Raw genomic sequence first — 23,705 nt, 5'->3', positions numbered from 1 at the left:
ATGCCCGCTTTCGAAGCCCGTCCGGGCATGCCGTATTGGATCGACTTGTTCTCGAGCGAGCTGCGAAAGTCCTCTTATTTCTACTCCCGCATCCTCGGCTGGGATGTGCAGGGTGCCGACATGCCAGGCGCAGATAACCAGGGCGCTGACGACGGTTCCTACCGGGTTGCTCGCGTTCAGGGGCTGCCGGTTGCAGGTCTCGTCGCCCAGAAAACTGATTCCACCGGCACGGACATGCCCGACGCGTGGGTGACGTACTTCTATACCACCGACATTGAGCGCGACTCGGAAAAGGTGGCGCAGCTCGGTGGACGTGTTCTTGCAGAGCCGGCTCAGGTGTCCTTGGGGAAGATGGCCCTGTGCGCCGACGTTGCTGGTGGGTGGTTCGGACTGTTCCAGCCATCGGGAGAGGATGCGTTCGTGGCCGCTGGCGAGCCAGGAACCCCCGTGTGGCACGAGTACACCTGCACCGGGGATGTGCAGGCCGTGGTGGACTTTTACCGTTCGCTCTTTGAGTGGGGGGTTGACCACGACAACGGTTACCACGTCGCCATGCAGGACGGCGCCGCATTTGCCGGTGTGTGGGATGCATCCGACACGATTCCGGCGGAGGTGCCGAGCTTTTGGCAGACCTTCCTTGGCGTCGCCAACGTGGCTCAGGTGCGCGGCCGGGTCGAGGAGCTCGGCGGGGAGATTGTGCGCGGTCCGGAGAATTCACCGTTCGGGGTGCTGTTGACGGTGGCGGATTCGACGGGTGCCGTCGTCACGCTGTGCGAAGTCGATGAACCTGTCGACGAGGACGAACTCGACGAAGCCGAGTCCGTGCTTGAGGTTCTTGACCGTCACCAGGCATAATTGCGTGCTGTGAAGCGGTTTTTTGCCGCCGCGGCGACACGCGTAGCCAGAGCAGTCAGTACTGCCGGCGTAGCCAGTGCAACATGCGTAGTCGGTGCGGCCTTCGTAGTCGCGCCGTTGCCTCCTGCGGCGGCTGTCGATGTGCTGCCGGGGGATCCGGGTGAGCGCACTGATCTCGTCGTCATGCATGACGACGGCCGGTGGACCGGGTCCCCGGGCGCCCAAGACCCCCGACCAGCACTGTCTTTGGCCAAGCTGTACCTTGGCTACTGGGTCCTGCTCGAGGGAAAACCGGAGGATCAGGGGAAGGTCCTGCGGATGATTCGCACGTCGTCCGATGCCGTCGCCGGCGAGCTGGATGCCGCGTACCCAGAGGCGATCAACGAGGTCGCCGAGCTTTTCGAGCTGACCAACACCTACAGCGGTGGCTTTTGGGGCCGGTCGTCGACCTCGCCGTACGACCTCGCGCGCTTCATCACCGCAATTATCGACGATCCCGTCGCTGAACCCATCATCCGCGGCATGGCCAACCACGCCCCTTTTGCCGAGGACGGCTTCAAACAGGACTTCGGCACCGATCAAATGGCCGGTGTGATTGGCTCGAAGTTCGGCTGGTCCGATGATCGCTCCGGCGCGTTCGGCTCGGTGTCCTTTGGCCCAAGTTGGGTCATCGCCGCCATGTCTTACGGCGATGTCGACGAGCACACCAATGACGTCCATGACTGGATCGACCAGAGCGAGGACGATCTGATTTTCAACCTCGACCACGAGGAAGCCGAGGAGCGCGGGTTGACCGACGGCACCGACCGACTTCAGGTGTGGCTCAGCGACTACGGCCGCAGCGAACCAGTGCCGGCGATCCGACCGATCATCCCCGAAGACGACACCGACGGCCGCGACACAGAGGACGCCGACGACCGCGACGCTGACGACTAGACGGCGCTTATCGCTCTTGCTGGCCAGGTTAAGCCACTATTGCCCGCTCACCAGGGGCCGCCCCGAAAAGGACATCCATTGCCCCAAAGCGGTGCCGAGGGTTGATCCGTTCGTTGCCGTATGGGGAGATCCACACCGGCCTGCCGTCACGCATCTCGATGCGGCCGCGGGTGCGGCGGATGGAGGGGTCGTCGTCGTTAATGCGGTTGTGGTAGCGGCACAGCGGGACCAGGTTGGACACGTTGGTTTCGCCGCCGTTCTTCCAGGCGTCTGCGTGGTGGACTTGGCACAGGTCGGCGGCGTGGTGGCAGTCGGGATGCGCACAGACGGGTTGCACCGCGCGGGCGAGGTCGCGCTGCTTGTCGTTGGCCAGGCGCTGTGAACGGTACATGTTCACGGCCCCTTGAGTCGGGTGGAACAGCGCCGCCTCCAGGTGCGGGGTGTTGGATGCGATCTGGTTGAGGTATTCGGCGCCGGTCATGGTGGTGCCGTTGGTGAGGCCGAGGACGACGTCGTCCCCCTCGCCGTCCATGATCTTGGTGTAATCGGGCAACCCGACGAGCAGCAAGGGCCGAGGCACGGCCTCTGGTACACCGCCGCCGTCTCTGAGCAGTGCTATGAGTTTGGCGGCCATATGGCGACCGGGGGAAGTAACGCTGTCCAGCCCGGACATGAGCAGGTGCTTCAAGTCGGCCATGAACTTCTCCGACGCCGTCAACGTCAACGTCGCATAACCGTCTTTCGGCTCGCTGATACTGGCGTGCTCCTGGCGAGCGGGCGGCTCCTTCGGCGGGACGATGTTCTTGAGCAGCTTCGACATGGCGGCGCATGTGCGTCCGATGCGGGAGGCCGCCGACAGCACTTTCATGCGCATGGTGTGCCGTCGGGTGGCGTGTTTGATGTGGCGGATGGCGCGCTCGATGGTGGCGAGCATCCCGATGGACAAGCCCAGCGCGGTCGCCTTCGCAACCGCTTTGGCTTGCTTGGTGTCCGATAAGCCTTCCCCGAAGTAGGCGTCGTGGACGAGTTTCCAGTTGTTGACCACCGACGGTTCCACGCCGGCGTTCAACGCTTGTTGTTTGTTGAAGTCTTTCAGCGCCCCCAACCTTGGGGCGCTGTGTGCGCTGACAAGGTCATTGAAAGTGTCCATGCCCGCAACACTAACCCCATTTTTGCAGCTAGGAAAGGGTTTTTGGAATACGTCACAAATCCCGGATTCATGGAACCGGACGGGCCTCTACGGCAGTCTAATAAGGGTTTGTGGCGTCTACGGCCGCGAGGAAATCAGCGACGTCGCAGATGCGGCGGCGTGATTCCTCCGGCGTCGCAATGGTGTGTGTTGAGTGGTACTCAATGACAGTTGCGTTGTGGGCCTCGGTGGTGGTGGGGTGTGGGGTGGTGTCGTCGTAAAGCGCGGTTTGCACGAGCGTGCGCGGCCATGCGCTCGGAGCTGGCACGGTGCGGTTTCCACGCAGTTCCGCCGGTAGCTTATCGACGCTCCCAAGCCCCGGATTCGTCAGCACCAACCCATCCACACTGCGCTGCTCAGCAGCGAGAACGGCAAGCGCAGCGCCGGAGCCGGCACCCCAAAGGGTGACTGACGCCGGCTCTTGGGCTGCGACGTAGTCAAGCGCTTTGTGCACGCTGGAAACGACCTCGTCGAGGGTGGCGCCGGGCAGCAGCGGGTAGTCCAAGTCGAGGATCGTGGTGCCAGACAACTCCGCTGCCGCGGCAACATCGGGGCGCCAGTGCTGCTCAAGGGAGATTCCGGAACCGCGCCACAAGCCACCCGGGTGCAGTGAGACGGCCCACCGGCGGGTTGGGGAACTGGGGACGAACACGCGGGCAAGCAGTTCCGGCTCTCCGGGAGTGTCGGGGATGTCGGAAAGGGCGGGCAGATCGCGGATCTTGGCGATGTTCATCCCGTACGCGACCCCTGGCATCGTGTGGTCGAGCCCGGAACCGAGCATGAGCATGGACGCGTGGGTGATGCGGTCAGCGAGGTGTCCCATGTAGCGGTCTGCCTCGGCCGGGTCGCCGGTGCCGCCCTCCCACGGCGGGGGCGTATCCGGTGCGGGGTAGGTGGCGTTCATGTAGCTGATCAGCTGCTCGAGCTGCTCTTTCGGCGACAGGGCGCGCTCGACACCACCGACGTTGAACTCCGGCGAACCCTGATCGTTCAACGGCCCAGCCTCACCGGCGGGAAGTGGCGCGGCAGGTTCCTCGGGGGAGGGGGTGTGGCGCATCCGGTCCTGCGCCTCGCGGTACGGTTGGTCGGGTTGGCCAGGTTGGTCGGGCATCACCAGATCACCACGCGGTCCGCTTCCGCGACTGCGTCCGGGGCTTCGGCGGCGTCGGGGAAGGCCTCATAGAACTCGGCGATGTTGCTGGCGACGACGTTGCAGCGGAACTCAGACGGCGAGTGCGGGTCGATCGCCAGGTATTGCGCGGCCATTTCGGGCCGGATGGCGGTGCGCCACACGCGCGCCCACGCGAGGAAGAGGCGCTGCAGGCCGGTGAATTCCTGCCCGTCGATGGTGTCGCTGGCGCCGGGGGCGTGGAAGGTCCGCACGGGGCCCTGGTCGGTGGCGGGGTCGAGACCTTGCTCGGCCAGGTAGTCCTTGTACGCGACGACGGCGATGCCAAGCCCGCCCAAGTCACCGATGTTCTCGCCGAGCGTGAACTCGCCGTTCACCCCGCGGATTCCTCCGCGGCCGGACAGGACGGAGGGGACGAGACCGTCGTATTGCGAAATCAACTTGGCGGTCAGTTCCTCGAAGCGGGCACGGTCGGCGTCGGTCCACCAGGAGTTGAGGTTGCCGTCGCCGTCGTAACGCGAGCCTTGGTCGTCGAAGCCGTGTCCGATTTCGTGGCCGATCACGGCGCCGATCGCGCCGAAGTTCTCGGCGGCGTCCGCGTCGGGGTCGAAGAAGGGCGGCTGCAGGATCGCGGCCGGGAAAGTGATGTCGTTGACCACCGGGTTGTAGAAGGCGTTGACGGTCTGCGGGGTGGAGACCCATTCACCGCGGTCGGCCGACTTGCCGATCTTGGACAGCTGGTAGTCGTGCTCAAAGGCGGCGCCGGCGCGCACATTCGCGACGAGCTGGGCGCCGGAGCGGTCGAACGTCAAGCCGTCGTAGTTGCGCCACTCGTCGGGGTAGCCGATCTTCGCGGTGAACTTGCCCAGTTTCTCTAGGGCGCGCTCGCGCGTTTCGGGCGACATCCAGGTCAGCTGGCTGATCCGCTCTTCGTAAGCGCGCACGAGGTGGTCGACGAGGTCGAGCATGCGCTGTTTGTGCTCCGGCGGGAAGTGCTTTGCGACGTACGCGCGCCCCATATCCTCACCCACCAGCGATTCCGCGAGCGCAATGCCGCGCTTCCAGCGGTCGCGCTGTTGGGTCGCACCGGAGAGCACGGTGCCGTAGAACTCGAAGTTCGCCTGCCCGATGTGCTGCGGGAGGAGGCCGGCGCGGGAGCGCAGGATGGCCCAGGTGGCCCAGAGTTGCCAGTCGGTGAGGGGGGCGTCGACAAGCAATTGCGCGAGTTCGTCGATGAAGCTGGGCATCATCGCGATGACCTTGCCGTCTTCAAGGCCGGAGGCGCGCAGGAGCGTCTGGATGATCTCGGGTAGTTCCGCCAGCTCAGTGGGGTTGTACGTTTTCACAGCGTCGCGCGTGGTCACCACGTCCCAGTGGTGCGAGGCGATGCGCTTTTCGACGTCCAACACCCGCTCCGCCGCGTCCCCCGCCCCGAATCCACGGCGCTGCTCGTCGGTGAGGAAACCGAGCATGCGCTCGACGTGCTCGCGGTACGCTTCGAGCGTCTCGGCGTGGGCGGGCTCGCGGTAGTAGGCCTCGTCGGGCAGCCCCAGGCCGGACTGGATCACGTAGGGCACGGACTCCTCGCCGAGCGAGTCTTTTTCCACCCAGTACGTCAGCGGGGCGCCCACACCGGAGCGCTCCAGCTCGCCGAAGACGCGGACCAAATCCTGGATCGTGTCCACGTCGAGCAGGGCGAAATCGTCGGTAAGGGGGTCCAGGCCGGCGGCGTCGATCGCGTCGACGTCCATGAAGGAGGCGTATAGATCGGCTGCACGGTCATCGCCAGCCTCAACGATGGCGTGGACGTCCTCCTCCGCCTTGTCGCGCAAGGCGTGGAAGGTGCCGTCCACACCGCGGTCCTCAGGGATGACGTGGCTTTCCAGCCAGGGGCCGTTGACTAGTTGGTAGAGGTCGTTCATGACCTCCAGACTAGTCTTCGTTCTCGTACGGATCCCTGATCTTCATGTCGGACGGGTGCCACAAGCCAGAGCGGGTGATCGTCTTGTGGTTGATCTCCGCCACGTCCGGTGTCTCACCGCGGGAGTTGGTCCGCGGGACGTAGCGGTAGGCCGAGCCCCAGTCGCGGTGCCAATCCTGGTTGAGGTAGCCGGGCATCTCGTAGGCGGAGTTGACCGCCTCCGCAGTAGCCATGGCTCCTCCGCCGAGAAAGTCCTGGAAGCCGGAGAGCTGCTCCTTCGCCTTCGCGTCGGCGGCGATGCGGAACTCGGGGATCTCTGTCACACCGGCGTAGTGGTTGAAGGTGCGGTTGCAGGGGAACTGCATCGCGACCGGCCAGTCGAGCAAGCCAGGGACGTCGGGGCCGAAGACCTCGGTGAGCGGCTCCAACGTGGGGTTGCGCAACGGAGTCAGGGCCATCCACTCCTCGGGGTCGAGGTTGACGTCTTCGCCGACGAGGCGGACGACGTTTGCGCCCTCCGGTAGATCCGCGATGGGGTAGCGCAGGTTGCGCCACTTCGTCGTCGGGCCCGGATCCAGCATTTCGACGTCGCCGATCTCGGTCACGTTGCCTTCCTCATCGCGCGTGCCGTACTCGAGTTTGAGGGTCTGCCCCTCCTTTTCCTCGCCGCTGATGTTGCGGTGCTCCAGCCGGCCAGCGACGGAGGTGACCAGCAGCGGGGCTTCCTCGGTGGCGTCGGGGAGTTCGAACCAGGACGTCTTGATTTCCGAGGCGCTCAACGCGTTCTCGCTGAACGTGCCCAGCACCGGGATGCGGTTGTAGTCCAGGTTGAACGGAAGGCGGACCGTGGAGCCGTTGACGCCGATCTGGTCCGACGGGCGGTTGCCCTGGGTGGCGGCGCGGGAGGTGGACTGGACCGTGTCGGAGCCGGCGTCATCACTCTGGGTGTTGGAGCCGGTGTCGGTCGTCGCGGTCGATGCGTTCTGGTCGGCACCGGAAGCACCACCGGTGGCAGGGCTGCCGGCACCGCTGTCTGTCGCCGGGGTGTTCTGGATGGCGCCGACGTTAGCGGCGCCCTCGTTGTCCGAGTCGATGTAGGCCGGGACACCCTCCGGGTGGAACCCGCGCACCGTACCGGATTCCAGTGACTTGCCCAGCGGCACGCCGTCGACGGGGGTGAGGAAGGAGTCGTTCGTGTTGGCTTCCAAGAGCACGTCGGCACTCATCTGGCAGGTCTCGCCCTTGAGCGAGCGCACGTTACCCATGCCGACGGAGTAGGCCGGCGACTGGTCCATGAAGGACTTCAGGAAGGTCAGGCAGGAGAACGCCACGATGAGAATGCAGGCGAGCGCGATCGGTGCGGTCATGGCGCGAGAGATCCGGGTGCTGCTGGTGCCGCCAGCGCCGGCTACGGGGCCTTCGCCCGCACCTGGCCGCGGCTTGTGCCACAGGGACTGCACAATCCCGACGACGAGCGTGAGCAGGAACAGCGCCAGCATGACCGAGCTGGCCTCCACACCCTTGTACTGCACTGTCTTGTCCCACCACGGGACCGCGAAGGAGGAAACGTACCACCACGCGTTCCATCCGCCGAGTGCTAGCGCGAAGACGAACATCACCGCTGCCAGGGCGAAGGTCCTCGCGCGCGGGGAGCGTGCCGCAACCTGTGCCAGCACGATCGCGCCTAGGGCCGCAGCGGCACCGGCGATGCCGGCGTAAATGCCGAAGTGGTGGGTCCACTTCGTCGGGGTGAACATGAGGAAGAACATCGACAACCCGAAGATCGCCAGCATGCGGCGCGTCGGTGCCGGCTTGGCGCCCGGGACTGCGCCGTAGTGAGACATGCTCCACAGCACCAGCACCAGGCAAAGGACGAGGATGAGCATGGGGAAGCGGCGGGTCAGGGAGCCGTCGACGGTTGCTTCCAGCAGTGTCGCGTAGCGGACGTACTCGTTGTACCACTCCAGCGCGGGGCCGACGGCGGAGCGCACGGAGGTGGACTCCAGCACGGTCGCCAGTGTCTGGTCCTTGAACACGAGCACCATGACGGCGAAGCCGGCACCGAGGAACGGGAAGACGTAGGACACCAGCGGGGCGATGACGCGCCGCTCCGACAGGATCTTCAGCACTTGCGGCAAGCAGACGAGGAATACGCCCACGGCCGTCAGGCCGGTCGGCCCGCAGGCCAGGGTCACGGCGGCGAAGATGGTTCCTAGGGCGGCGGGGAGGAGGCGTCGTGAAGCAATGGCGCTTTCAAACGACGCCCAGGTAGCAAGGGTGCCCAGGGCGATGATCGGCTCCGGGCGCAGGCCGTTGTCGTACGGCAGCCAGAACGCGAGGAACATGAACGCGGCGGTCCAATAGGACACGCGCCGTGTCGCGATGGTGGCTCCGAGCCGCGGCAGGATTTCCCGCGAAAGGATCCACCAGATGAGGATGCCGGCGATGAGCGTGGGCAGGCGCATCCAGGCTGACGCGGTACTGACTTTCGACAGCAGCGACAGTAAGTCGTAGAACGGTGAGCCGAACGGAGCCTCGGGCACGCCGTACCAGCGGTAATAGTTGGCCATGTAGTCCGACTCGTTGGCCACCCGCGCCATGGTGAGCAAGAAGCCGTCGTCGGAGGTGTTCGCGCCGAAGAAGTGCCAGAACAGCAACAGCGTGACGACGACCCCATCCAACGGCTTGAACGACCTCCACTCCGGGCGCAACACGCTCAGGCGGCGGCCGTCCAACACATCCATCCGAGCGATGGACCACAGGGCGATCAGGGCGGCGATCGTGCCGGCGATCATGGCGAACCACTTCACCAGTGACGGGCTGGAGGTGAAGCGGGAGTTGATTTCGACGTGGGCGGTCAGGCCAGCGTCGATAAGTGCTTGGGCGTCGCCCGTGAGCTCGCTGTAGATGCCTGTGACCTGGGGACGCATGTCGTCCTCAGTTTCTTCGCTGAAGTCGGTGCCCGGGACGGAAACCGTTAGCGCTTCGTCGGTGGCGGAGACTTCGAGCACGGCGTCACCACTCAGCGTGGCCAGTTCCTCAGCGGTGAGCTCGAAGACGACCTCGTTGAGCGAGGAGACGTTGACGCTGCCGTCGGCAGGCGCGGTGACGAACAGGCCGCGGTCGAGCGCTTCCGTGGAGTCCACAGGCAGCGTGGACAGCACGTTCGACTGGCCGGGGGCCAGCTCCTCCAGCACGCTGATGGGGATGGTCAGCTCGAGCGATTCCGGCGCCAGCGAAATCAGCGGCGCGTTGACGGAGTTGAGCGAGCCGTTCTGCGGCCAGTCGAACGAGGACTGCACCTGCTTGACCGGCAAAAACGGCAGCAGCGCGAAGAAGATGAAGGCGAGCAGGCCGGACATCATCGCGGTGAGCGCCAGATTCCGGGGCGCGCGTTTGGAATGCGCCAGCGGGTCGGATTCGGGCGTGAACGCGGTGGACCCGCCAGTCGGCTCAACCACGGTTTGCGTCTCGACGTTATTCACTCGTCTACCTTTCATCGGTTCCGGACCACCACCACGAAGGGGCCGAACTGCTGGGTGTCCCACTCGGGCGAGTTGAAGGCTGCCGGGTTGAAGAACAAAGCCTCATAGTGCACGTTGGGCTGGCTGGGGAAGATGTCATGCGCGATGTGGGTTTTCCACGGCGCTTCCGGGTCGGTTTCGCTGCCGCGGAAGATGAAGGCTTGGGGCGGGGCCCAGGGTGCGTCGTCAATAGCTGCGGCGAACGCCTGCGGGTTCGACAACTCGTTGAACGATCCGTTCGCCCACTGCTTCAAGGACTCGTTGCGCGCGTCGAATTCACCGAGCGGGTTGGCGTAGTGGCTGGTGAACGCGTTGAAACCACGGTAGGGGTGGTAGGCCATGAAGTTGATCTCGTCGGTGAACAGCACGGTCTCGCCCGGTGTGTAGCCGCGGGATTGGATGTATTCGTCCATCTGCTTGTAGTAGCGGCCGACGTCAGATTCGCGCAGGTCGGAGCGCTCACCGTTGCCGTCGGTGCTGGCGTAGGCCTCGTCGATGAAGGATTCATTCTCCGCCGGGATCTGCTGCACGTACCCCAAGGTCGCCGTAGCGAGCAGCAGGACAAACAGCGTTGTCAAGAGATGGCTGCAGCGCTTGCTAATCGAGTTGGGGTAGAGCACGGCCAGACCGGACAAACGCAGATCTGCGATCGCGAGGATGCCCGCGGTGGACAGCAGCAGCGCCACAAGCACCTCCACACGGAAGCCGAGCAGCGTGGTGCCGGCCAGCGTGATCACCATTGAGCCGACCACCCAGACGTAGCACACGCCCACGGCAATGCTGATGTGTGCGATCTCCGGACGGCGGAACCGCACCACAAGAAAGACCAGACCCGCCAGGCTGAGCAACCCGACCAGGGAGAGGTCAAAGAACGGCAAGGGTACTTCCGCGCCTTCAGACGGCAGGAAGTGCTGCGCCGTTGAGCGCGTGGTCTCCGGGCTGCGCAGCACGGCCATGAGGTACGGGCCCCACGCGATGAGGGCAATGAGGATCGAACCGAAGCCCATCAAAGCGAGTTGTCTCAGGGGCACCCAACGCTGCTTGCCTTCCATTGTCAAGAACCCCGTCAGGGCAAACGCCATCATGGTCACAGCAACAATGCCTGTGTAGAGGGTGTACAAGCAGGCCGAGAGACCCAGGTAAAGAGTCAAGGTGATAGTCGGCGCCCACGATCCCCGCATGGCGTAGTAGCCGAGGACAGCTGCGGCGGGCACGAACATGCCGACGATGGCCGCATACGGCTCGTCGGGGGTCTGGGTGAGGATGATCGCGATGGTTACCAGTGCAATCGCCGTGGCGATCGGGAGCGAACTGGTGAGCTTGCGCCACAGCGGGACCAGCTGCGACGCGGCGGTCGCCAAAGAAACAAGAGCCCACGGCTGGTACACCTCCCAGCCCGGCATGCCTAAAACATCGGACAGGCGTCCGCCCAGCCAGAACCAGCCGATCGGGTAGAACGCCGGCAAGTCGGCGTAGTTCATGTCCTGGTTGGACATGGTGTCGGCCATGCGGGTGAGGAACTGGGTGCGGAAACCCTGGTCCACCTGGATGCCGTCGAGATAGAGCTTCGTGGAGGCCAGCGGGATCCCCAGCGTGGACACGACCAACCCCGCAGGGGCGAACGAGCAGACGAACTCAGTGAGCCAAACGCGCCAGGTGGGGCGCCGGCGGGAGGTGGATTCGTCGCGAAGCCACGCGAGCAACAACGCGCCCACCGCAAGAATCACCACGAATGAGCACGCTGTGGCCAACGCGCGGGGGACCATGGAGACGTTGAACGCCGCCAAGCTCGACGCACGCAGTAAGTACCACGCGGCAAGCGTGAGTGCCCCTCCTACCAGGGGGTAGACCAACATGCGCACGGTCGTGCCAACCGTGTCGATGCTGTCCGGTTCGTAGTCGTAGACGCGGATGGCGCGCGTGCTGCCGCGAAGCTCTTCCTTGGGCTCTTCTTTTGTGTCCGTGACGGCCGTGGTCATACCGAACAGTCTCCCACAGACTCGGCCGCAAACAGGTATTAGAAGAAGCGGTTAGAAGCTCAGCTTCCGCATAATCGGTGCCGGGATGTGCTGGAGCACCAGAGAGATCGGGCCGAAGAGCTTGTGCACGAACACGTGGCTCTTACCGTCGAGAGCTGCGGAGACGGCAGCCTTGGCCACGTCTTCCTTGTCCACGGTCAGTGGTGCCTCGTCCAGGCCGTCGGTCATCTTGGTGCGCACCTGGCCGGGTCGGACGACGGTGACGTGGACGCCGCTGCCGCGCAGCGCCTCCCCGAGCTGGGTGTAGAAGCCGTCCATGCCGGCCTTTGTGGAGCCGTAGACGAAGTTGGAGCGGCGCACCTTCATGCCCGCGACCGAGCTCATGGCGATGATGGTGCCGTGGCCCTGCTGCTTCATCTTCTGGCCCAGCAGCACGCCGACGGAGACCGGCGCCGTGAAGTTGGTCTGGGCGGACGCGACAGCGGCCTGCTGGTTCTGCCACAGTTCTTCCTGGTCGCCGAGGGTGCCGAAGGCGACGATGGCCACATCGACATCGCCGGCCGCAAAGGCTGCGTCGATGACGGCCGGGTGGGAGTCGGTGTCGAAGGCGTCAAAGTCGACGATGCGGACCTTACCGGCGCCGTGGCGGGAGACCTCTTCGACAGCGGCGTCGATACGCGGGCTGTCTTGGCGGGCAGCCAGGGTGACGGTCGGGTTGCCTCCGCGCTTGGTCAGCTCGGAGACGATGGCCAGGCCGATCTCGGACGTGCCGCCGAGAAGGAGAATATTCTGTGCTTGTCCTACTGCGTTCAGCATTGCGGTTCCTTTCGGTTTCTTGAGCGGGCTACGCAGCCAACTAGTGCAGCTCGAGTCGGCGGGACATGTCGGAGGCGAACACCCCAGTCGGGTCGATCGCGTTGCGGGTTTCCAGCCAGCCGGCCATGCCGGGGTACATCTGGTGGAACTTCTCGGCAGACGTGCGGGACTCCTTGGCCAGGTAGAGGCGGCCGCCGAATTCCATCACCTGGTCGTCCAGGCGGTCCAGGAAGGAGTGCAGGCCGTCGCGGATGGGGAAGTCCACGCACACGTTCCAGCCGCGCATCGGGTAGGACAGCGGGGCCTTGTTACCGTCGCCGAACAGCTTGAACACGTTCAGGGCGGTGTAGTGGCCAGAGGACTGAATGTCGTAGATGATCTGCTTGAACGGCTCGACAGCGTCGGTGGGCACAACGAACTGGTACTGCAGGAAGCCGGCCGGGCCGTAACCGCGGTTCCATTCCGCGATCATGTCCAGCGGCTGGTAGAACTGCGTCAGGTTCAAGATGTCGTTCTTCGAATCCTTGCCCATGAAGTAGTAGGCCTCACCGATGGCGCGCAGAGTCAGCTGGTTCATGGTCCAGGACGGGAAGATGTCCGGCACCGTCATCAGCTGCGGGGCGGAGAACTTCAGCGGGTCTTTGGCCAGCTTCGGCGCGAACTCCTCGAGCTGCGCCAGTGTGGCCAGCGAACCGCGGGAGATGGTGGAGCGGCCGGTCTTCGGCGGGGCGGAGATGGCGTCGAACCATGCAGAAGAATAGGTATAGCCCTCTTCTTGGCCGTGGGAGTGCTCCTCGATTGTTTCGTCGAGGGTGGAGGTGCGGACCGTGTCGGAGATGAAGTACGCCGTCTCGGTGCGCGTCATCTTGATGCGGACGCGCAGGATGATGCCGGTCAGGCCCATGCCGCCGACGGTGGCCCAGAACAAGGTGCCGTCCGGGTCATCCGGGGTGCCAGCAGGCTCGAGGTGCAGGACGCGGCCGTCGGCGACGAGCAGCTCCATCGAAACCACGTGGTCGCCGAAGGAGCCGGCGGAGTGGTGGTTCTTGCCGTGAATGTCCGGGCCGATCGCGCCGCCGATGGTCACCTGGCGGGTGCCGGGCAGCACCGGGACCCACAAGCCGTAGGGGATCGCGGCGCGCATCAGTTGGTCGAGGGTGACGCCGCCGTCGACGTCCACGATCGCGGTATCGGGATTGATCTCGTGAATCTTGTTCAGCGGCTGCATGTCAATGACAAGGCCGCCACCGTTTTGGGCCGGGTCACCGTAGGAGCGGCCCATTCCGCGGGCGATTACTCCGCGGCGCTTGCCTTCCGGCAGGGTCGCGTTGTCTTCGGCGACGTGGCGCACTGCCTCCTTGATCGCGTCCACGTCGGCGGTGGCTAGAACTTGCGCGGTGGACGGTGCGGTGCGGCCCCAGCCGTAGAGGGACTTGGTGGTGGTGTGGAGTTCCATAAACCCCACCCTACCGCTAGAGTTCCATGATCTCCCGGATCCTTTTTGGCAGCTCCCCCTGATTGGTGATCACCGGTTTGCCTGCATTTTTGTGTGCCCGGAGCTCTTCGTAGACGATGCCCCGGGAGGTGCTGTCCAGCAAGGGTAGTTCTTGGGCGATCAGGCGCGTCATGAAGTCGTCGAGGGGGACGTCGGCAAGTTGCGCCGACATGTGGGGTTTGTCAGGTTGCTGCATGGATGACATCCTACGGGGCGCGCAATCGCTAGGGTGGGGTCATGTCGGTCGTGGTCGAGCTCAAGCGCACCTTGCTCGTGCGCTGCGCCACAATGCTTGCCGACGAATCCGTCTTCCGCCACATCGGCCTGAACTCCGAAAGCACTCTCGAGGATGTGCAGCGCGTCCTGGAAGTCTGTTTCGCGATGCCGGACGGCCCGCCGAGCCCAACGCGCTTCACCGCGGACGCCGAGGATGCAGGCCGCCTGGAGGCCGGTGTGCAGATCGGTTCCTACCTGCGCCGGGGCGGTGACCGGCTGTTTTTCCACTGGGGGCTGTGGCAATTCGAACTCACCTTGCTGGATATCTACCCGCGCGACAGCGCCACCCCGAGCGCGCTGTGTGTGGCCGGGCACGGGGACTTCGCCGATCAACCCTTCGACATCCCCGCCATCAACGCGGAGCTGCTCGGGCCGTCCGCGATTGAGAATGTGCTCGCGGGCGCGCGCGATGACGTCGTCGACATCGTCGACCGCTCCCACACTCTCGACTTCCTTCCCCTGTTGCAGGCCATTGACCTGCCGCGGCCGTGCGAGCTCGACCCGCTGGTGGCCGACACGCTGGCCAGCCTGCCGCGCGAACGCACCCCGCTCGCCCGCGATGCCTTCTGGTCCACCGTTCTCGCCCTGTCGTGCTTGGCTGACGACGACACCACCGACGACGTCATCGAAACCACCATGAGCGCCCTGAACTGGGCCAACCCAGGCGGCGAGAGATACTCCGCCCGCCAGATCCGCTCCCTGTGCGCCGGATCCCTCGTGCGGTTGGCCTCGGTGGGCGGGTATGGGGCCGGGGGCGTGAGTGCCGTCGATAAGCTGGACATGTACCGCGCTTTGCTGCGACGGTGACTGGTGGGGGTAAGGTGAACCGCTGTGACCTCCAAGGTTGAAACGACACACCCGATGAGCGCGAAGCGGCAGCTGCTGCGGTTCGTGATCATCGGTATCTTCTGCGCAATGCTCGATTTCGGGCTGACGTACCTGCTCGACCACTCCTTCGGTTTCACGCGCGTGTCCGCGAAAGTGGTCGGCTGGTGCTTCGGCACGCTCGTCGCGTACCTGCTCAACTCGCGGTTCACGTTCCAGGCTAAGATCACCGGCAAGCGGGCGCTAGCCGTGTTCATCCTCTACGCCTCGACATTCGGCATCCAGGTGTTCCTCTACTGGATCACTAATCCGCCGCTCATCGCGCTCGGCATCGAGGACCCGTGGAAAGACTTCATCGCCTTCGTCATCGCTCAAGGCGTGGCGACGATCACCAACTTCATCCTCCAGCGCGTCCTTATCTTTAAGCAGCCGACGAAGGTCGTCGTCGACACTGATCCATCTTGATCCGGACGTCGGCCCGGATCAAGGTCGGCGGAAGTCCTCGTTCGCGCCCATCCGCAGCAGGCGCAACCACTCGCGGAACTCCCGCGGGTTCTTGCGCTGGATCAGGAAGAACCAACCGAAACGCACCAGCTCCTGCAGCTGCATCTTCTTCATGCCGCGCTGGCCGATGATGTAACCGCGGTTGCGGTACGTGAAGTAGCGCTTGACCTCATTATCCGGCCACTGGGCGTGCGCGCGGCCGCCCATGATCGGGTGGAACTCGGCGGAGCCGTCCGGGTGCAGGTAGCTGGTGGTCAGCGCGGTGCCGTATTTCATGCCGGACTGGGCCAGGCGGCGGTGGTATTCGACCTCGTCGCCGCGGATGAACAGGCGGTAGTCGGGCACGCCGATGCGCTCCATCGCCTTTGCGCTGATCAGAGCGCCGTTGAAGAGGCTCGCGTACTGCGGGAGGTAGTCTCCCTCCAGCTCGCTGCGGCGCCGGTGCCAGATCAGGCCTTGGCGCAGCGGAAAAGCGAGCTGGTCAGGGTCATCGATATTGGCCACGACGGGGGAGACCTCAGTCAGACCCTCCCGCGCGGCGACGCGGTAGAGCTCCTCCAGCACGCCCGGGTCGGCGGGGCGGCCGTCGTCGTCGGCGCACCAAATCGCGTCCGCGCCGAGGGCGAGCGCGTGCAGAAAGCCGTATGCGAATCCGCCCGCGCCGCCGAGGTTCGTGTGCGACGCCATGTAAACGCCCTTGTCGCCGGCAAGGTCTTGGATCAACTCACGGACTTCGTCTTCTGCGCCGTTATCCACCACGATCACCCAATCGACCGGGTGAGTCTGATTCGCCACCATCTCCAGCGAGTGCCTGAGCAGCCCAGCGCGCTTGTGCGTGACAATCACCGCCGCGGTGGTGCCGTTCGGGTTCAGCAGCGCATCGGTGGTGGAAGTCATGGGGACTATTGTGCCACGGCGGAGGGAACGGATAAGGGAAGCGCTGCGGTGAGGGAACCGTAACGGGGTCAGCGCCTGTCTAACAGTCCATGGCATTGCGCAACAACATGGACATCACCGCTAATGTGCACGGCGGTTTCTACCTGGACGGTCCTGGGGTGCAGGTTTCGCGGCGGTTCTGGATGGCGGAGCCGTTCGCTTTGGCCCGTTCTTCGGAGCTGGGGTACCGGGCGCCCGCAGCCACACGGGCCGTTGCGATGGTGCTGGAGCACCCCGGCTGCTCAGTCAGCGGATTCAGCGCGTTAGCCGTGTTCGGCCTGAGGTTCTTTGCGGATTCGTTCCATACGACACTGCATGGCGCTGTCCGGAAAACCGTCCAAGCGACCCAATACACACCGCGGATTACCCGCGCCCGCCCGCGAAATATATGGACTGTCCGTTACCAGGGGCAGCCGATTCGGATCTCACAGCCAGGGTCCGCCGTCGTGGAAGCCCTGCAGTGCATCCGCGCCGGGGAGATCCGGTGGCCCGTCGCCACGGTTGACGGGTGGAGTCCAGCGGACCTCAGAGCCCTGCAGCTTATCGACGCTTCCCGCCGCCACCTCAACATCCACCCCGACCTCATTTACAACGCTGCCCGGAACCGCCTGCCCCGCGCATGGCTGAAAAGGATCGTCGGAGCGTCCAGTGACCTCGCCGATTCCCCGAAAGAGACCGAAATGCGGCTGATCGTCCAACAGATCTGCGAAGAACTCGGGGTGGAACTGTCCGAACAGGTGACAGTCTCCGACGGCAACGGCATCATTACCACCTTTGACCTGGCTATTACCGAACTAGGGATCGGCCTCATGTATGACGGCGAGCACCACTTGCAGCGTAGCCAGCGCGACCGGGACTCGGCCATCAACCTCAGGTGCGTCATGCAAGGGTGGACAGTACTTAGATTCACCGCCGGAACGATGGGCAAGATCGCCCAGTTGCTGAGGGAGCTGATCTCCCAGCGGTTGTGAACCAGGCGGTTATGGCCCGGGCAGCGGCCGCGGCGGCTGTGTGAACGATTAAGCGCACCGACCTATAAGTCCCGAGCAGTAAGTGCAGGTCAGGGGGTTATGGCCTGAACGATACGGGGCCGAAATGCTCATATCGTTCACCGCTGATGCTTTGGCTGGGGGCCCGGGGCCCTGGAGTTTAGGCCCCTAGCCCTCCTGGTCTGCCTGATCGTCCCGGTCCTCATCGTCGAAACGGACGAGCAGGTCGCGGACGAAGTCGCCGGCTTCTTTGCCTTCGTAGGCTTCGACGACGTCGTCGACAAGCCCGGCCTGGCGGACCTCTCCTTTGTCGATCCACAGTGCGGTGTTGCACAGCTGCGCCAAGAAGTCGTTGGAGTGGGAGGCGAAGACGAGGATGCCGGAGCGTTTGACCAGTTCAGCCAACCGGACGCGGGCTTTGGCCATGAAGGCGGCGTCGACGGCGCCGATGCCTTCGTCGAGAAGCAAAATCTCGGGCTCGATGGAGGTGACCACTCCGAGTGCCAACCTCACGCGCATACCGGTGGAGTAGGTGCGCAGCGGCATGGCCAGGTAGTCGCCGAGCTCGGAGAACTCGGCGATTTCGTCCATCTTGGCTTTCATCTGTTTGCGGGTCTGGCCGAGGAACAGTCCGCGGATGATGATGTTCTCGTAGCCGGAAATCTCCGGGTCCATGCCCACGCCGAGGTCGAAGACGGGGGCGACGCGGCCGCGGACATCGGCGACGCCGCGGGTGGGTTCATAGATGCCAGATAGCAGGCGCAGCAAGGTGGACTTGCCGGCGCCGTTGTGGCCGACTAGACCGACGCGGTCGCCTTCGCGCAGGTGCAGGTTGATGTCCTTCAACGCCTCGACGACGACCGTGTTGGAGGCGTTCTTGCCGATCGCCCCTCCGGCCGAGGACATGACGGCCTTCTTCAGGGAGCGGGACTTGGCATCGAAGATGGGGAAGTCGACGCAGGCGTTGTAGGTGTCAATAGAAACCACGTGAAACTCCTTACACCCAGTACGGTACGCGGAAGCGCCACTGGCGCATCACCAGCAGGGCGGCGAGCAGGCCGACAGCAGTGAAGGCCAGCACGATCCACCAGTGATAAGCGGCCAGGTCGCGGCCGATCAGGGGCGCGCGGACGATTTCAAGGTAGTGGTAGAGGGGGTTGAGCTCGGCGAGCATGGCGCGCTGGGCGACATCGCCGCGTTGCTCCTTCAGGGTCTGGGTGGTCCAGACGATCGGGGTGACGTAGAACAGCAGCTGTACCAGCGCCTCCAGCAGAGGCGCGACATCGCGGAAACGCGTGGCGATGATCCCGAACAGCATGGTCACCCACACCCCGTTGAGGATCATCAGGGCCAGTGCCGGGATGAACAGCAACAGATCCCACCCCAGCTCGAGGCGGAAGATCAGCACGAGCGCGAGCCAGATGACCATGTTGTGCGCGAAGAACAGCAGCTGGCGCCACACCAGGCGGTACACGTGGACAGACAGGGCAGAGGGGAGCTGTTTAATCAGCCCTTCGTTCTCTATGAATACATTCGCGCCGTCTCTTATGCACCCGGAGATGAAGCCCCACACGATGAAGCCGACGGTGACGTGCGGCAGGAAGTCGCGCACCGGAATCTGGAACAGCATGGAGTACAGCAGGCCCAGGGCCAGCGCCATCACGCCGGTAGCGATCGTGATCCACAGTGGGCCGAGCACGCTGCGGCGGTAGCGCTGTTTGATGTCCTGCCAGCCCAATTGCAGCCACAGTTCGTACTGGCCCCACCCGCGGGTGAGGTCGGCTGCCGCAGCGCGGAAGGTTTTGGACTTCGACGCTGGGGTGGTCTCGTCGGCGGAGGACGTCATGCGGGAGACGTCGGAAAGCAATGTTGCCTTGTCTTGCACACTTAACAGCTTAGTGCCAAGATCCTTAAATATTGCTAAGGGGCCGATGGTGCGTCCCGCCTGGTATGGGTGCATACTAGTGAAACACTTAGTTCGGAAGGAGGAGACCGTGGATTACGGTGCGGAGTATGACGTGTACCGCGTTCGCGGGCTGTACGCCTCGCTTTCCGACGGCTGGACTTACCTGAATTCCCACGACTGCCCACAGATCCCGGAGCGCGTTTCCGCGGCTGTGTCTCGGTCGTTCCGGATGGCGCCGCAGGTGCCGGCGCGTGAGTTTCACTCCGGTTCGCACTCGGGGCAGTCTGTCGGTCGTCCTGAGGGTGACAATCTGCTGGAGGCCGCGCGGCATGCCGTGGCAGACCTCGTGGGGGCGAGCGCGGACCGGGTGATTCTCGGTGCCAGCCTGCCGGTGCTTTACAGCGCTCTGGTCACGTCGATGGAGCCGCAGTTCCGGTACGACTCGTCTGTGGTGGTCAGCAGCCTGGACCGGTGCGAATTGCGCACGGCCGTGTCGCGGGCGCGGGCCCAGGTCCGCACGGCTCACGCTGAGCTGGGCACGGGCGAGCTTCCATCGTGGCAATACGAGCAGCTTGTCGACGGCTCCACCCGCCTCGTCTCCATTCCCGCCGCCCACGCAGAACTGGGGTCGGTGACGGAAGTGTCCGAGATTGCCGAGCGTGTCCGCTCCCGTTCGCGCGCCTGGGTGCTTGTCGACGCGACGGCGTACGCCCCGTACCACCGCATCGATTTTGATAAGTGGGACGCTGACATCGTCGCCTTGGACATGGCGGCGCTGGGAGGGCCGCAGGTCGCGGCGCTCGTGTTGCGCGACGCGGCGATGCTCAAGCGTGTCGACTCACAGGTGCTGGGCATCGTCAGCGCCGGCGTGGCCCCCGGTCTTGCCGGAGGTGTCACCGCTGCTGTGGACCACTTGGCGGGTCTCGCGCCGGAGCTGCCCGGCCGGGGCACGCGCCGGGCACGCCTCGACCGTTCGATGGCTGAGATGTCGACTTACCTGGGTGGTCTACGCGATGACCTGTACACCTTCCTGGGTACGTGGCCGCACGTGCACATTCTCGGCAGCTCCGGGGAGGCGGCGGCGGATGCGACGACGGAACGCCTGCCGCGCCTGACCTTCGGTGTGCAGGGCGTGCCAGCGCCGACGGTGTATGAGCGGTTGTTCGACAACGGCATCGTGACCACCCTGACCCGGCCGACCCCGCTTTTGACGGATATGGGCCTGGAGGAAATCGGTGGCGGTGTGACCGTCGGCCTCGGGCCGTTCAATACCTACCAGGACATCGAGCAGGTCATGCGCGTCGTCGCGTCGCTGGCGTAGCTGGCTTCGGGCTAATCGACAACAAGGACGACCTTCCCGGTGGAGGTGCCGGAGTCGAGGTGGTCGTGAGCTGCTGCGGCGTCGGCAAGCGGGAACGTCTTAGTCAGCTGGTGCTTGATCGAACCGTCCTCAATGAGCGGCCACACGTGCTCCTCGGTGGAGCGGCAAATATCTGCCTTCATCGCCCACGGGCGAGCGCGCAGGGTCGTGGCGTGCACTGACAGGCGGCGCGGCATCATCCGGCCCAGCGAGAGCTCGCCCTTCGGGCCACCCTGCACAGCGATGACGATGAGCTTGCCGTCGGTCGCCAGGGACTTGATGTTGTCTTCTAGGTAGGGCCCGCCGATGACATCGAGGATCACGTCGCAGGAGCCCTTGAGCTCGTCGATGAAATCCTGCTCTTTGTAATTAATGAGGATGTCGGCGCCGAGCTCCTTGCAGTACTCGAGCTTTTCTGCCGAGCCCGCGGTGACCGCGACTTCCGCACCGAGTGCCTTGCACAGCTGGATGGCAAACGAGCCGATGCCGCCGGAACCGCCATGAATAAGGACGCGGTCGCCCTCGCCGACGCCGGCGAGCATGCCCAGGTTGGACCAGACGGTGGTGGCCACCTCAATGACAGCAGCGGTCTCGATCAGCGACAGTCCGTCCGGGATGCGCATGAGCTGGCCCTCCGGCACCGCGACGTACTCGGCGTAGCCGCCGCCGGCGAGCAGGCAGGCGACCTCGTCGCCGACCTTGCGGTCGGTGCCGCCTGCGTCGACGATCTCACCGGTGCATTCCAGGCCGATAATCTCGGACTCGCCCTTCGGCGGTGGGTAATTGCCCTCCGCCTGCACGAGGTCGGCGCGGTTGACGCCGGTCGCGTGAATTTTCACGAGGACTTCGCCTTCGCGGAGGACGGGGGTGGGGGCGTCGACAAGCTCGAGCGAACGCGGGTTCTCTGGGTCCGTGACGGTAATTGCTTTCATGGTGCCCCAGGGTAGTAAAGTTTTGTGGGCGCCCTGATCGGGCAGCAAGGAGACGTGGCAGAGCGGCCGAATGCACTGGTCTTGAAAACCAGCGAGGGTCACACCTCCAGGGGTTCAAATCCCCTCGTCTCCGCCAGACCTTTCGCTCAAAGACGAAAGGCGCCCCAGCGGGGGCGCCTTGTGTGGGGGAGTGGACGTTACTTAAGCGTCAGTCTTCACCTTGTCGCCGCCGATGGCGCGGAAGATGCCGCCGACGATCCAGGACGCGATCGCCATGACGATGGCACCGAAGAACGCGGACCAGAAGCCGTCAATCTGCAGGCCGTTACCGATGCTGTCGGAAATCCAGCCGGTCAGGGAGAACAGCAGGGTGTTAACGATCAGGGAGAACAAGCCCAGCGTGAGAACCTTCAGCGGGAAGCTGATCAGGTTCACCAGCGGGGAGATGAACGCGTTGACGAACATGAACACCAGGGCGACCCAGATGAACGCGCCGATGCCGCCGAAGATCTCTACGCCCGGGACGATAACGGTGACCAGCCACAGGGCCAGTGCTGTAACTACGAGGTCGACAATGAAACGCATGAACTTACCTTTTCTTTAGTGGTCTTGTTTTTACTGTTCGAAGAACTCGTGGATGATGTGGAACTGGCGCTCACCGGGGATCTCGGCGAACTCGCGCTGAGCTTTCCGTCGCGTCGGGCCGTCTTTCGCGACCACTACCTTCACCTGCTCCAATGCAATCGGCGAGGCTACCTCTACCGTAGCGTGTGCGTCGGGCTGGCCGTAAGAGAGCTGCTGCGGGTCGATGTTCCGCCCGGCCAGCGCATCTGCCACGCCGTCTAGGTCGCCGACAGGGACACCGAGGAGCACGGTGTCGTCGTTCAGCGCCATCGCGCGCGGGGCCAAGTAAAGAGTCGTCGCGTCGGGCGCGGGGGCCCACGCGATCCAGGCGGAAACGTTGTCGCGGGTGGGGGCAGAGCCGTCGCCGGTGGCGAAGCCGGAGTTCAAAGAGTAATTCAGCTGCATGAGCACCAGCGTACGGATTTTTGCCCGGGGCGGGGACTAAGCGGCGGGACCGGCTAGGTCACCGCGTCCCACGCGGAAAGGAACTCGTCGGCTTCCTCGCGGTCGGTCACTGTCACGCGGAGCCCTTCGGGGAAGGCGCGCACGAGCACACCGCGCCGGGCAAGATCAGCGGCAATGTAGGCTGGTTCGCGGTCGCACTTCTCGGCAGGAAGCCAGACAAAGTTGGCCTGGGAGCGGGCGGCGCCGATGCGGTCGGCGACCTCGTCACGGACCTCGATGGTGTCTTCGAGGCGGGCCAACAGCTCGTCGGAGTGGTGCAGCGAAGCGAGCGCCCCGGCTTGGGCGATGGCGGAGACTTGGAAGGGGACGCCGACTTTGTTCACGGCGTCGATCAGCTCGCGGTGCCCGAAGGCGTATCCGATGCGCACGCCCGCCAGACCGTACGCCTTGGAGAAGGTGCGCAAACACAGGACATTGTCGTGCTCCCGCCAAACGTCGCAGCCGTTGACGGCATCGGGGTCGCGGTTGAACTCGACGTACGCCTCATCGAGCGCCACGGTGACATGGTCCGGAACGCGGGCCATGAAGTCGTCGAACTCGGCGCGGGTCACCACTGCGCCCGACGGGTTGTTGGGGGAGCAGAGGTAGACCAGGGACGTTCGTTCGTCGATGGTGGACGCGATGGTGTGCAGGTCGAGGTGGCCGTCGTCAAGCAAAGGCACCGGTCGCGGCTCGGCCCCGGCGATGCGGCAGAAGATGGGGTACGCCTCGAAGCTGCGCCACGGGAAGACGATGTTGTTCTCGGGTGTGGACGTGGCCTGTGCGAGCTGCTGGCACAGCGCGGACGAACCGCAGCCAACGGCGATGTTGCCGGGATCGACGCTGAGGTGCTTGCCCAGCGCCGTGCGCAGCTGTGTCGTGCCCATGTCCGGGTAACGGTTGCCGGTGATCGCGGCCTTGGCCATCGCCTCCGCAGCCGCCGGGAGAGGCTGGCCAGCAACCTCGTTCGAGGACAGCTTCAACGCCTCCGGATCAGACGTGCCGGGGACGTAGGCGGGGATGGCGGCGAGGTCAGGGCGGATCATGCTCAAAGATTCTAGACAG

General features: G+C 64.6%; 21 protein-coding genes and 1 tRNA gene. 7 read left to right on the top strand and 15 right to left on the bottom strand.

Annotated features, from left to right (window positions below; genetic code table 11):
- Window positions 1-855, top strand: a complete 855-nt coding sequence (locus HMPREF0291_RS02475; protein ID WP_005287441.1) for a VOC family protein — start codon at window positions 1-3, stop codon at window positions 853-855.
- Window positions 856-864: 9 nt separating this feature from the next.
- Window positions 865-1,791 (top strand): hypothetical protein, encoded by a 927-nt coding sequence (locus HMPREF0291_RS02470; RefSeq protein WP_156774785.1) that lies wholly within the window; start codon window positions 865-867, stop codon window positions 1,789-1,791.
- A 28-nt stretch (window positions 1,792-1,819) separates the two neighbouring features.
- On the opposite strand, the gene HMPREF0291_RS11200 is transcribed toward HMPREF0291_RS02470, so the two are convergent.
- From HMPREF0291_RS11200 to HMPREF0291_RS02430, 8 genes are all read right to left on the bottom strand, one after another.
- Window positions 1,820-2,941 (bottom strand): HNH endonuclease signature motif containing protein, encoded by a 1,122-nt coding sequence (locus tag HMPREF0291_RS11200; protein WP_005287434.1) that lies wholly within the window; start codon window positions 2,939-2,941, stop codon window positions 1,820-1,822.
- A 97-nt stretch (window positions 2,942-3,038) separates the two neighbouring features.
- Window positions 3,039-4,091 carry an alpha/beta fold hydrolase gene (locus tag HMPREF0291_RS02460; protein ID WP_005287431.1) on the bottom strand — a complete coding sequence of 351 codons (1,053 nt, stop codon included), beginning with the start codon at window positions 4,089-4,091 and terminating at the stop codon, window positions 3,039-3,041.
- Window positions 4,091-6,031: a M13 family metallopeptidase gene (locus tag HMPREF0291_RS02455; protein ID WP_005287428.1), complete on the bottom strand. Its 1,941-nt coding sequence runs from the start codon at window positions 6,029-6,031 to the stop codon at window positions 4,091-4,093. Before HMPREF0291_RS02455 ends, HMPREF0291_RS02460 begins: the two co-directional genes overlap by 1 nt.
- A gap of 10 nt (window positions 6,032-6,041) precedes the next feature.
- Complete coding sequence (locus HMPREF0291_RS02450; RefSeq protein WP_005287425.1) at window positions 6,042-9,530, bottom strand: arabinosyltransferase domain-containing protein; 3,489 nt, start codon at window positions 9,528-9,530, stop codon at window positions 6,042-6,044.
- Window positions 9,527-11,533 carry a galactan 5-O-arabinofuranosyltransferase gene (locus HMPREF0291_RS02445; RefSeq protein WP_005287422.1) on the bottom strand — a complete coding sequence of 669 codons (2,007 nt, stop codon included), beginning with the start codon at window positions 11,531-11,533 and terminating at the stop codon, window positions 9,527-9,529. Before HMPREF0291_RS02445 ends, HMPREF0291_RS02450 begins: the two co-directional genes overlap by 4 nt.
- A gap of 51 nt (window positions 11,534-11,584) precedes the next feature.
- Complete coding sequence (locus HMPREF0291_RS02440; protein WP_005287419.1) at window positions 11,585-12,349, bottom strand: decaprenylphospho-beta-D-erythro-pentofuranosid-2-ulose 2-reductase; 765 nt, start codon at window positions 12,347-12,349, stop codon at window positions 11,585-11,587.
- 40 nt (window positions 12,350-12,389) lie between these two features.
- Complete coding sequence (locus tag HMPREF0291_RS02435; protein ID WP_005287415.1) at window positions 12,390-13,805, bottom strand: FAD-binding oxidoreductase; 1,416 nt, start codon at window positions 13,803-13,805, stop codon at window positions 12,390-12,392.
- Between the two features lie 16 nt (window positions 13,806-13,821).
- Window positions 13,822-14,040 carry a hypothetical protein gene (locus HMPREF0291_RS02430; RefSeq protein WP_005287412.1) on the bottom strand — a complete coding sequence of 73 codons (219 nt, stop codon included), beginning with the start codon at window positions 14,038-14,040 and terminating at the stop codon, window positions 13,822-13,824.
- 41 nt (window positions 14,041-14,081) lie between these two features.
- Here HMPREF0291_RS02430 and HMPREF0291_RS02425 point away from each other — a divergent pair, with 41 nt between their 5' ends.
- Both HMPREF0291_RS02425 and HMPREF0291_RS02420 read left to right on the top strand, forming a co-directional pair.
- The gene (locus tag HMPREF0291_RS02425) at window positions 14,082-14,927 is read left to right on the top strand and encodes a plasmid pRiA4b ORF-3 family protein (RefSeq protein ID WP_005287409.1); all 846 of its coding nucleotides are present in this window, start codon (window positions 14,082-14,084) and stop codon (window positions 14,925-14,927) included.
- 24 nt (window positions 14,928-14,951) lie between these two features.
- Window positions 14,952-15,410 (top strand): GtrA family protein, encoded by a 459-nt coding sequence (locus tag HMPREF0291_RS02420; protein ID WP_005287406.1) that lies wholly within the window; start codon window positions 14,952-14,954, stop codon window positions 15,408-15,410.
- A gap of 18 nt (window positions 15,411-15,428) precedes the next feature.
- Here the strand turns inward: HMPREF0291_RS02420 and glfT1 are convergent, their stop codons facing one another.
- Complete coding sequence (glfT1, locus tag HMPREF0291_RS02415; protein WP_005287402.1) at window positions 15,429-16,346, bottom strand: galactofuranosyltransferase GlfT1; 918 nt, start codon at window positions 16,344-16,346, stop codon at window positions 15,429-15,431.
- Between the two features lie 89 nt (window positions 16,347-16,435).
- Here glfT1 and HMPREF0291_RS02410 point away from each other — a divergent pair, with 89 nt between their 5' ends.
- Window positions 16,436-17,356: a hypothetical protein gene (locus HMPREF0291_RS02410; protein WP_005287399.1), complete on the top strand. Its 921-nt coding sequence runs from the start codon at window positions 16,436-16,438 to the stop codon at window positions 17,354-17,356.
- Between the two features lie 186 nt (window positions 17,357-17,542).
- Here HMPREF0291_RS02410 and wzt read toward each other — a convergent pair whose 3' ends face one another.
- Together wzt and wzm are read right to left on the bottom strand one after the other, a co-directional pair.
- A complete protein-coding gene (gene wzt, locus HMPREF0291_RS02405; RefSeq protein ID WP_005287396.1) occupies window positions 17,543-18,361 on the bottom strand; it encodes a galactan export ABC transporter ATP-binding subunit Wzt/RfbE in 819 nt (272 codons plus the stop codon).
- Between the two features lie 10 nt (window positions 18,362-18,371).
- Window positions 18,372-19,220, bottom strand: coding sequence for a galactan export ABC transporter permease subunit Wzm/RfbD (gene wzm, locus HMPREF0291_RS02400; protein WP_050748853.1), 849 nt, complete (start codon window positions 19,218-19,220; stop codon window positions 18,372-18,374).
- A 118-nt stretch (window positions 19,221-19,338) separates the two neighbouring features.
- On the opposite strand from wzm, the gene HMPREF0291_RS02395 reads away from it, so the two are divergent.
- Window positions 19,339-20,601 (top strand): aminotransferase class V-fold PLP-dependent enzyme, encoded by a 1,263-nt coding sequence (locus HMPREF0291_RS02395; RefSeq protein ID WP_005287390.1) that lies wholly within the window; start codon window positions 19,339-19,341, stop codon window positions 20,599-20,601.
- Window positions 20,602-20,612: 11 nt separating this feature from the next.
- Here HMPREF0291_RS02395 and HMPREF0291_RS02390 read toward each other — a convergent pair whose 3' ends face one another.
- Window positions 20,613-21,572 (bottom strand): NAD(P)H-quinone oxidoreductase, encoded by a 960-nt coding sequence (locus HMPREF0291_RS02390; protein ID WP_005287387.1) that lies wholly within the window; start codon window positions 21,570-21,572, stop codon window positions 20,613-20,615.
- Window positions 21,573-21,620: 48 nt separating this feature from the next.
- On the opposite strand from HMPREF0291_RS02390, the gene HMPREF0291_RS02385 reads away from it, so the two are divergent.
- A tRNA-Ser gene (locus HMPREF0291_RS02385) sits at window positions 21,621-21,708 on the top strand.
- A 65-nt stretch (window positions 21,709-21,773) separates the two neighbouring features.
- Here the strand turns inward: HMPREF0291_RS02385 and HMPREF0291_RS02380 are convergent.
- From HMPREF0291_RS02380 to HMPREF0291_RS02370, 3 genes are read right to left on the bottom strand one after another with little or no spacing between them, the layout of a single operon-like run.
- Complete coding sequence (locus HMPREF0291_RS02380; protein WP_005287384.1) at window positions 21,774-22,157, bottom strand: phage holin family protein; 384 nt, start codon at window positions 22,155-22,157, stop codon at window positions 21,774-21,776.
- Between the two features lie 30 nt (window positions 22,158-22,187).
- Complete coding sequence (locus HMPREF0291_RS02375) at window positions 22,188-22,601, bottom strand: hypothetical protein (protein ID WP_005287382.1); 414 nt, start codon at window positions 22,599-22,601, stop codon at window positions 22,188-22,190.
- Window positions 22,602-22,654: 53 nt separating this feature from the next.
- Complete coding sequence (locus HMPREF0291_RS02370) at window positions 22,655-23,686, bottom strand: histidinol-phosphate transaminase (protein WP_005287379.1); 1,032 nt, start codon at window positions 23,684-23,686, stop codon at window positions 22,655-22,657.
- Window positions 23,687-23,705: the final 19 nt, after the last annotated feature.

Source organism: Corynebacterium genitalium ATCC 33030 (assembly GCF_000143825.1).
GTDB lineage: Bacteria > Actinomycetota > Actinomycetes > Mycobacteriales > Mycobacteriaceae > Corynebacterium > Corynebacterium genitalium.
Note: the sequence above shows the minus strand (reverse complement) of the source record. Positions and strands in the feature narration are given on the sequence as shown.

What these genes read in the sequence shown, in the direction of transcription:
- HMPREF0291_RS02475 (WP_005287441.1), top strand. Translation starts at nt 1, where the DNA reads ATGCCCGCTTTCGAAGCCCGTCCGGGCATGCCGTATTGGATCGACTTG.
- HMPREF0291_RS11200 (WP_005287434.1), bottom strand. Translation starts at nt 2,941, where the DNA reads ATGGACACTTTCAATGACCTTGTCAGCGCACACAGCGCCCCAAGGTTG.
- HMPREF0291_RS02460 (WP_005287431.1), bottom strand. Translation starts at nt 4,091, where the DNA reads ATGCCCGACCAACCTGGCCAACCCGACCAACCGTACCGCGAGGCGCAG.
- HMPREF0291_RS02455 (WP_005287428.1), bottom strand. Translation starts at nt 6,031, where the DNA reads ATGAACGACCTCTACCAACTAGTCAACGGCCCCTGGCTGGAAAGCCAC.
- HMPREF0291_RS02450 (WP_005287425.1), bottom strand. Translation starts at nt 9,530, where the DNA reads ATGAAAGGTAGACGAGTGAATAACGTCGAGACGCAAACCGTGGTTGAG.
- HMPREF0291_RS02445 (WP_005287422.1), bottom strand. Translation starts at nt 11,533, where the DNA reads ATGACCACGGCCGTCACGGACACAAAAGAAGAGCCCAAGGAAGAGCTT.
- HMPREF0291_RS02440 (WP_005287419.1), bottom strand. Translation starts at nt 12,349, where the DNA reads ATGCTGAACGCAGTAGGACAAGCACAGAATATTCTCCTTCTCGGCGGC.
- HMPREF0291_RS02435 (WP_005287415.1), bottom strand. Translation starts at nt 13,805, where the DNA reads ATGGAACTCCACACCACCACCAAGTCCCTCTACGGCTGGGGCCGCACC.
- HMPREF0291_RS02430 (WP_005287412.1), bottom strand. Translation starts at nt 14,040, where the DNA reads ATGCAGCAACCTGACAAACCCCACATGTCGGCGCAACTTGCCGACGTC.
- HMPREF0291_RS02425 (WP_005287409.1), top strand. Translation starts at nt 14,082, where the DNA reads ATGTCGGTCGTGGTCGAGCTCAAGCGCACCTTGCTCGTGCGCTGCGCC.
- glfT1 (WP_005287402.1), bottom strand. Translation starts at nt 16,346, where the DNA reads ATGACTTCCACCACCGATGCGCTGCTGAACCCGAACGGCACCACCGCG.
- HMPREF0291_RS02410 (WP_005287399.1), top strand. Translation starts at nt 16,436, where the DNA reads ATGGCATTGCGCAACAACATGGACATCACCGCTAATGTGCACGGCGGT.
- wzm (WP_050748853.1), bottom strand. Translation starts at nt 19,220, where the DNA reads ATGACGTCCTCCGCCGACGAGACCACCCCAGCGTCGAAGTCCAAAACC.
- HMPREF0291_RS02390 (WP_005287387.1), bottom strand. Translation starts at nt 21,572, where the DNA reads ATGAAAGCAATTACCGTCACGGACCCAGAGAACCCGCGTTCGCTCGAG.
- HMPREF0291_RS02380 (WP_005287384.1), bottom strand. Translation starts at nt 22,157, where the DNA reads ATGCGTTTCATTGTCGACCTCGTAGTTACAGCACTGGCCCTGTGGCTG.
- HMPREF0291_RS02375 (WP_005287382.1), bottom strand. Translation starts at nt 22,601, where the DNA reads ATGCAGCTGAATTACTCTTTGAACTCCGGCTTCGCCACCGGCGACGGC.
- HMPREF0291_RS02370 (WP_005287379.1), bottom strand. Translation starts at nt 23,686, where the DNA reads ATGATCCGCCCTGACCTCGCCGCCATCCCCGCCTACGTCCCCGGCACG.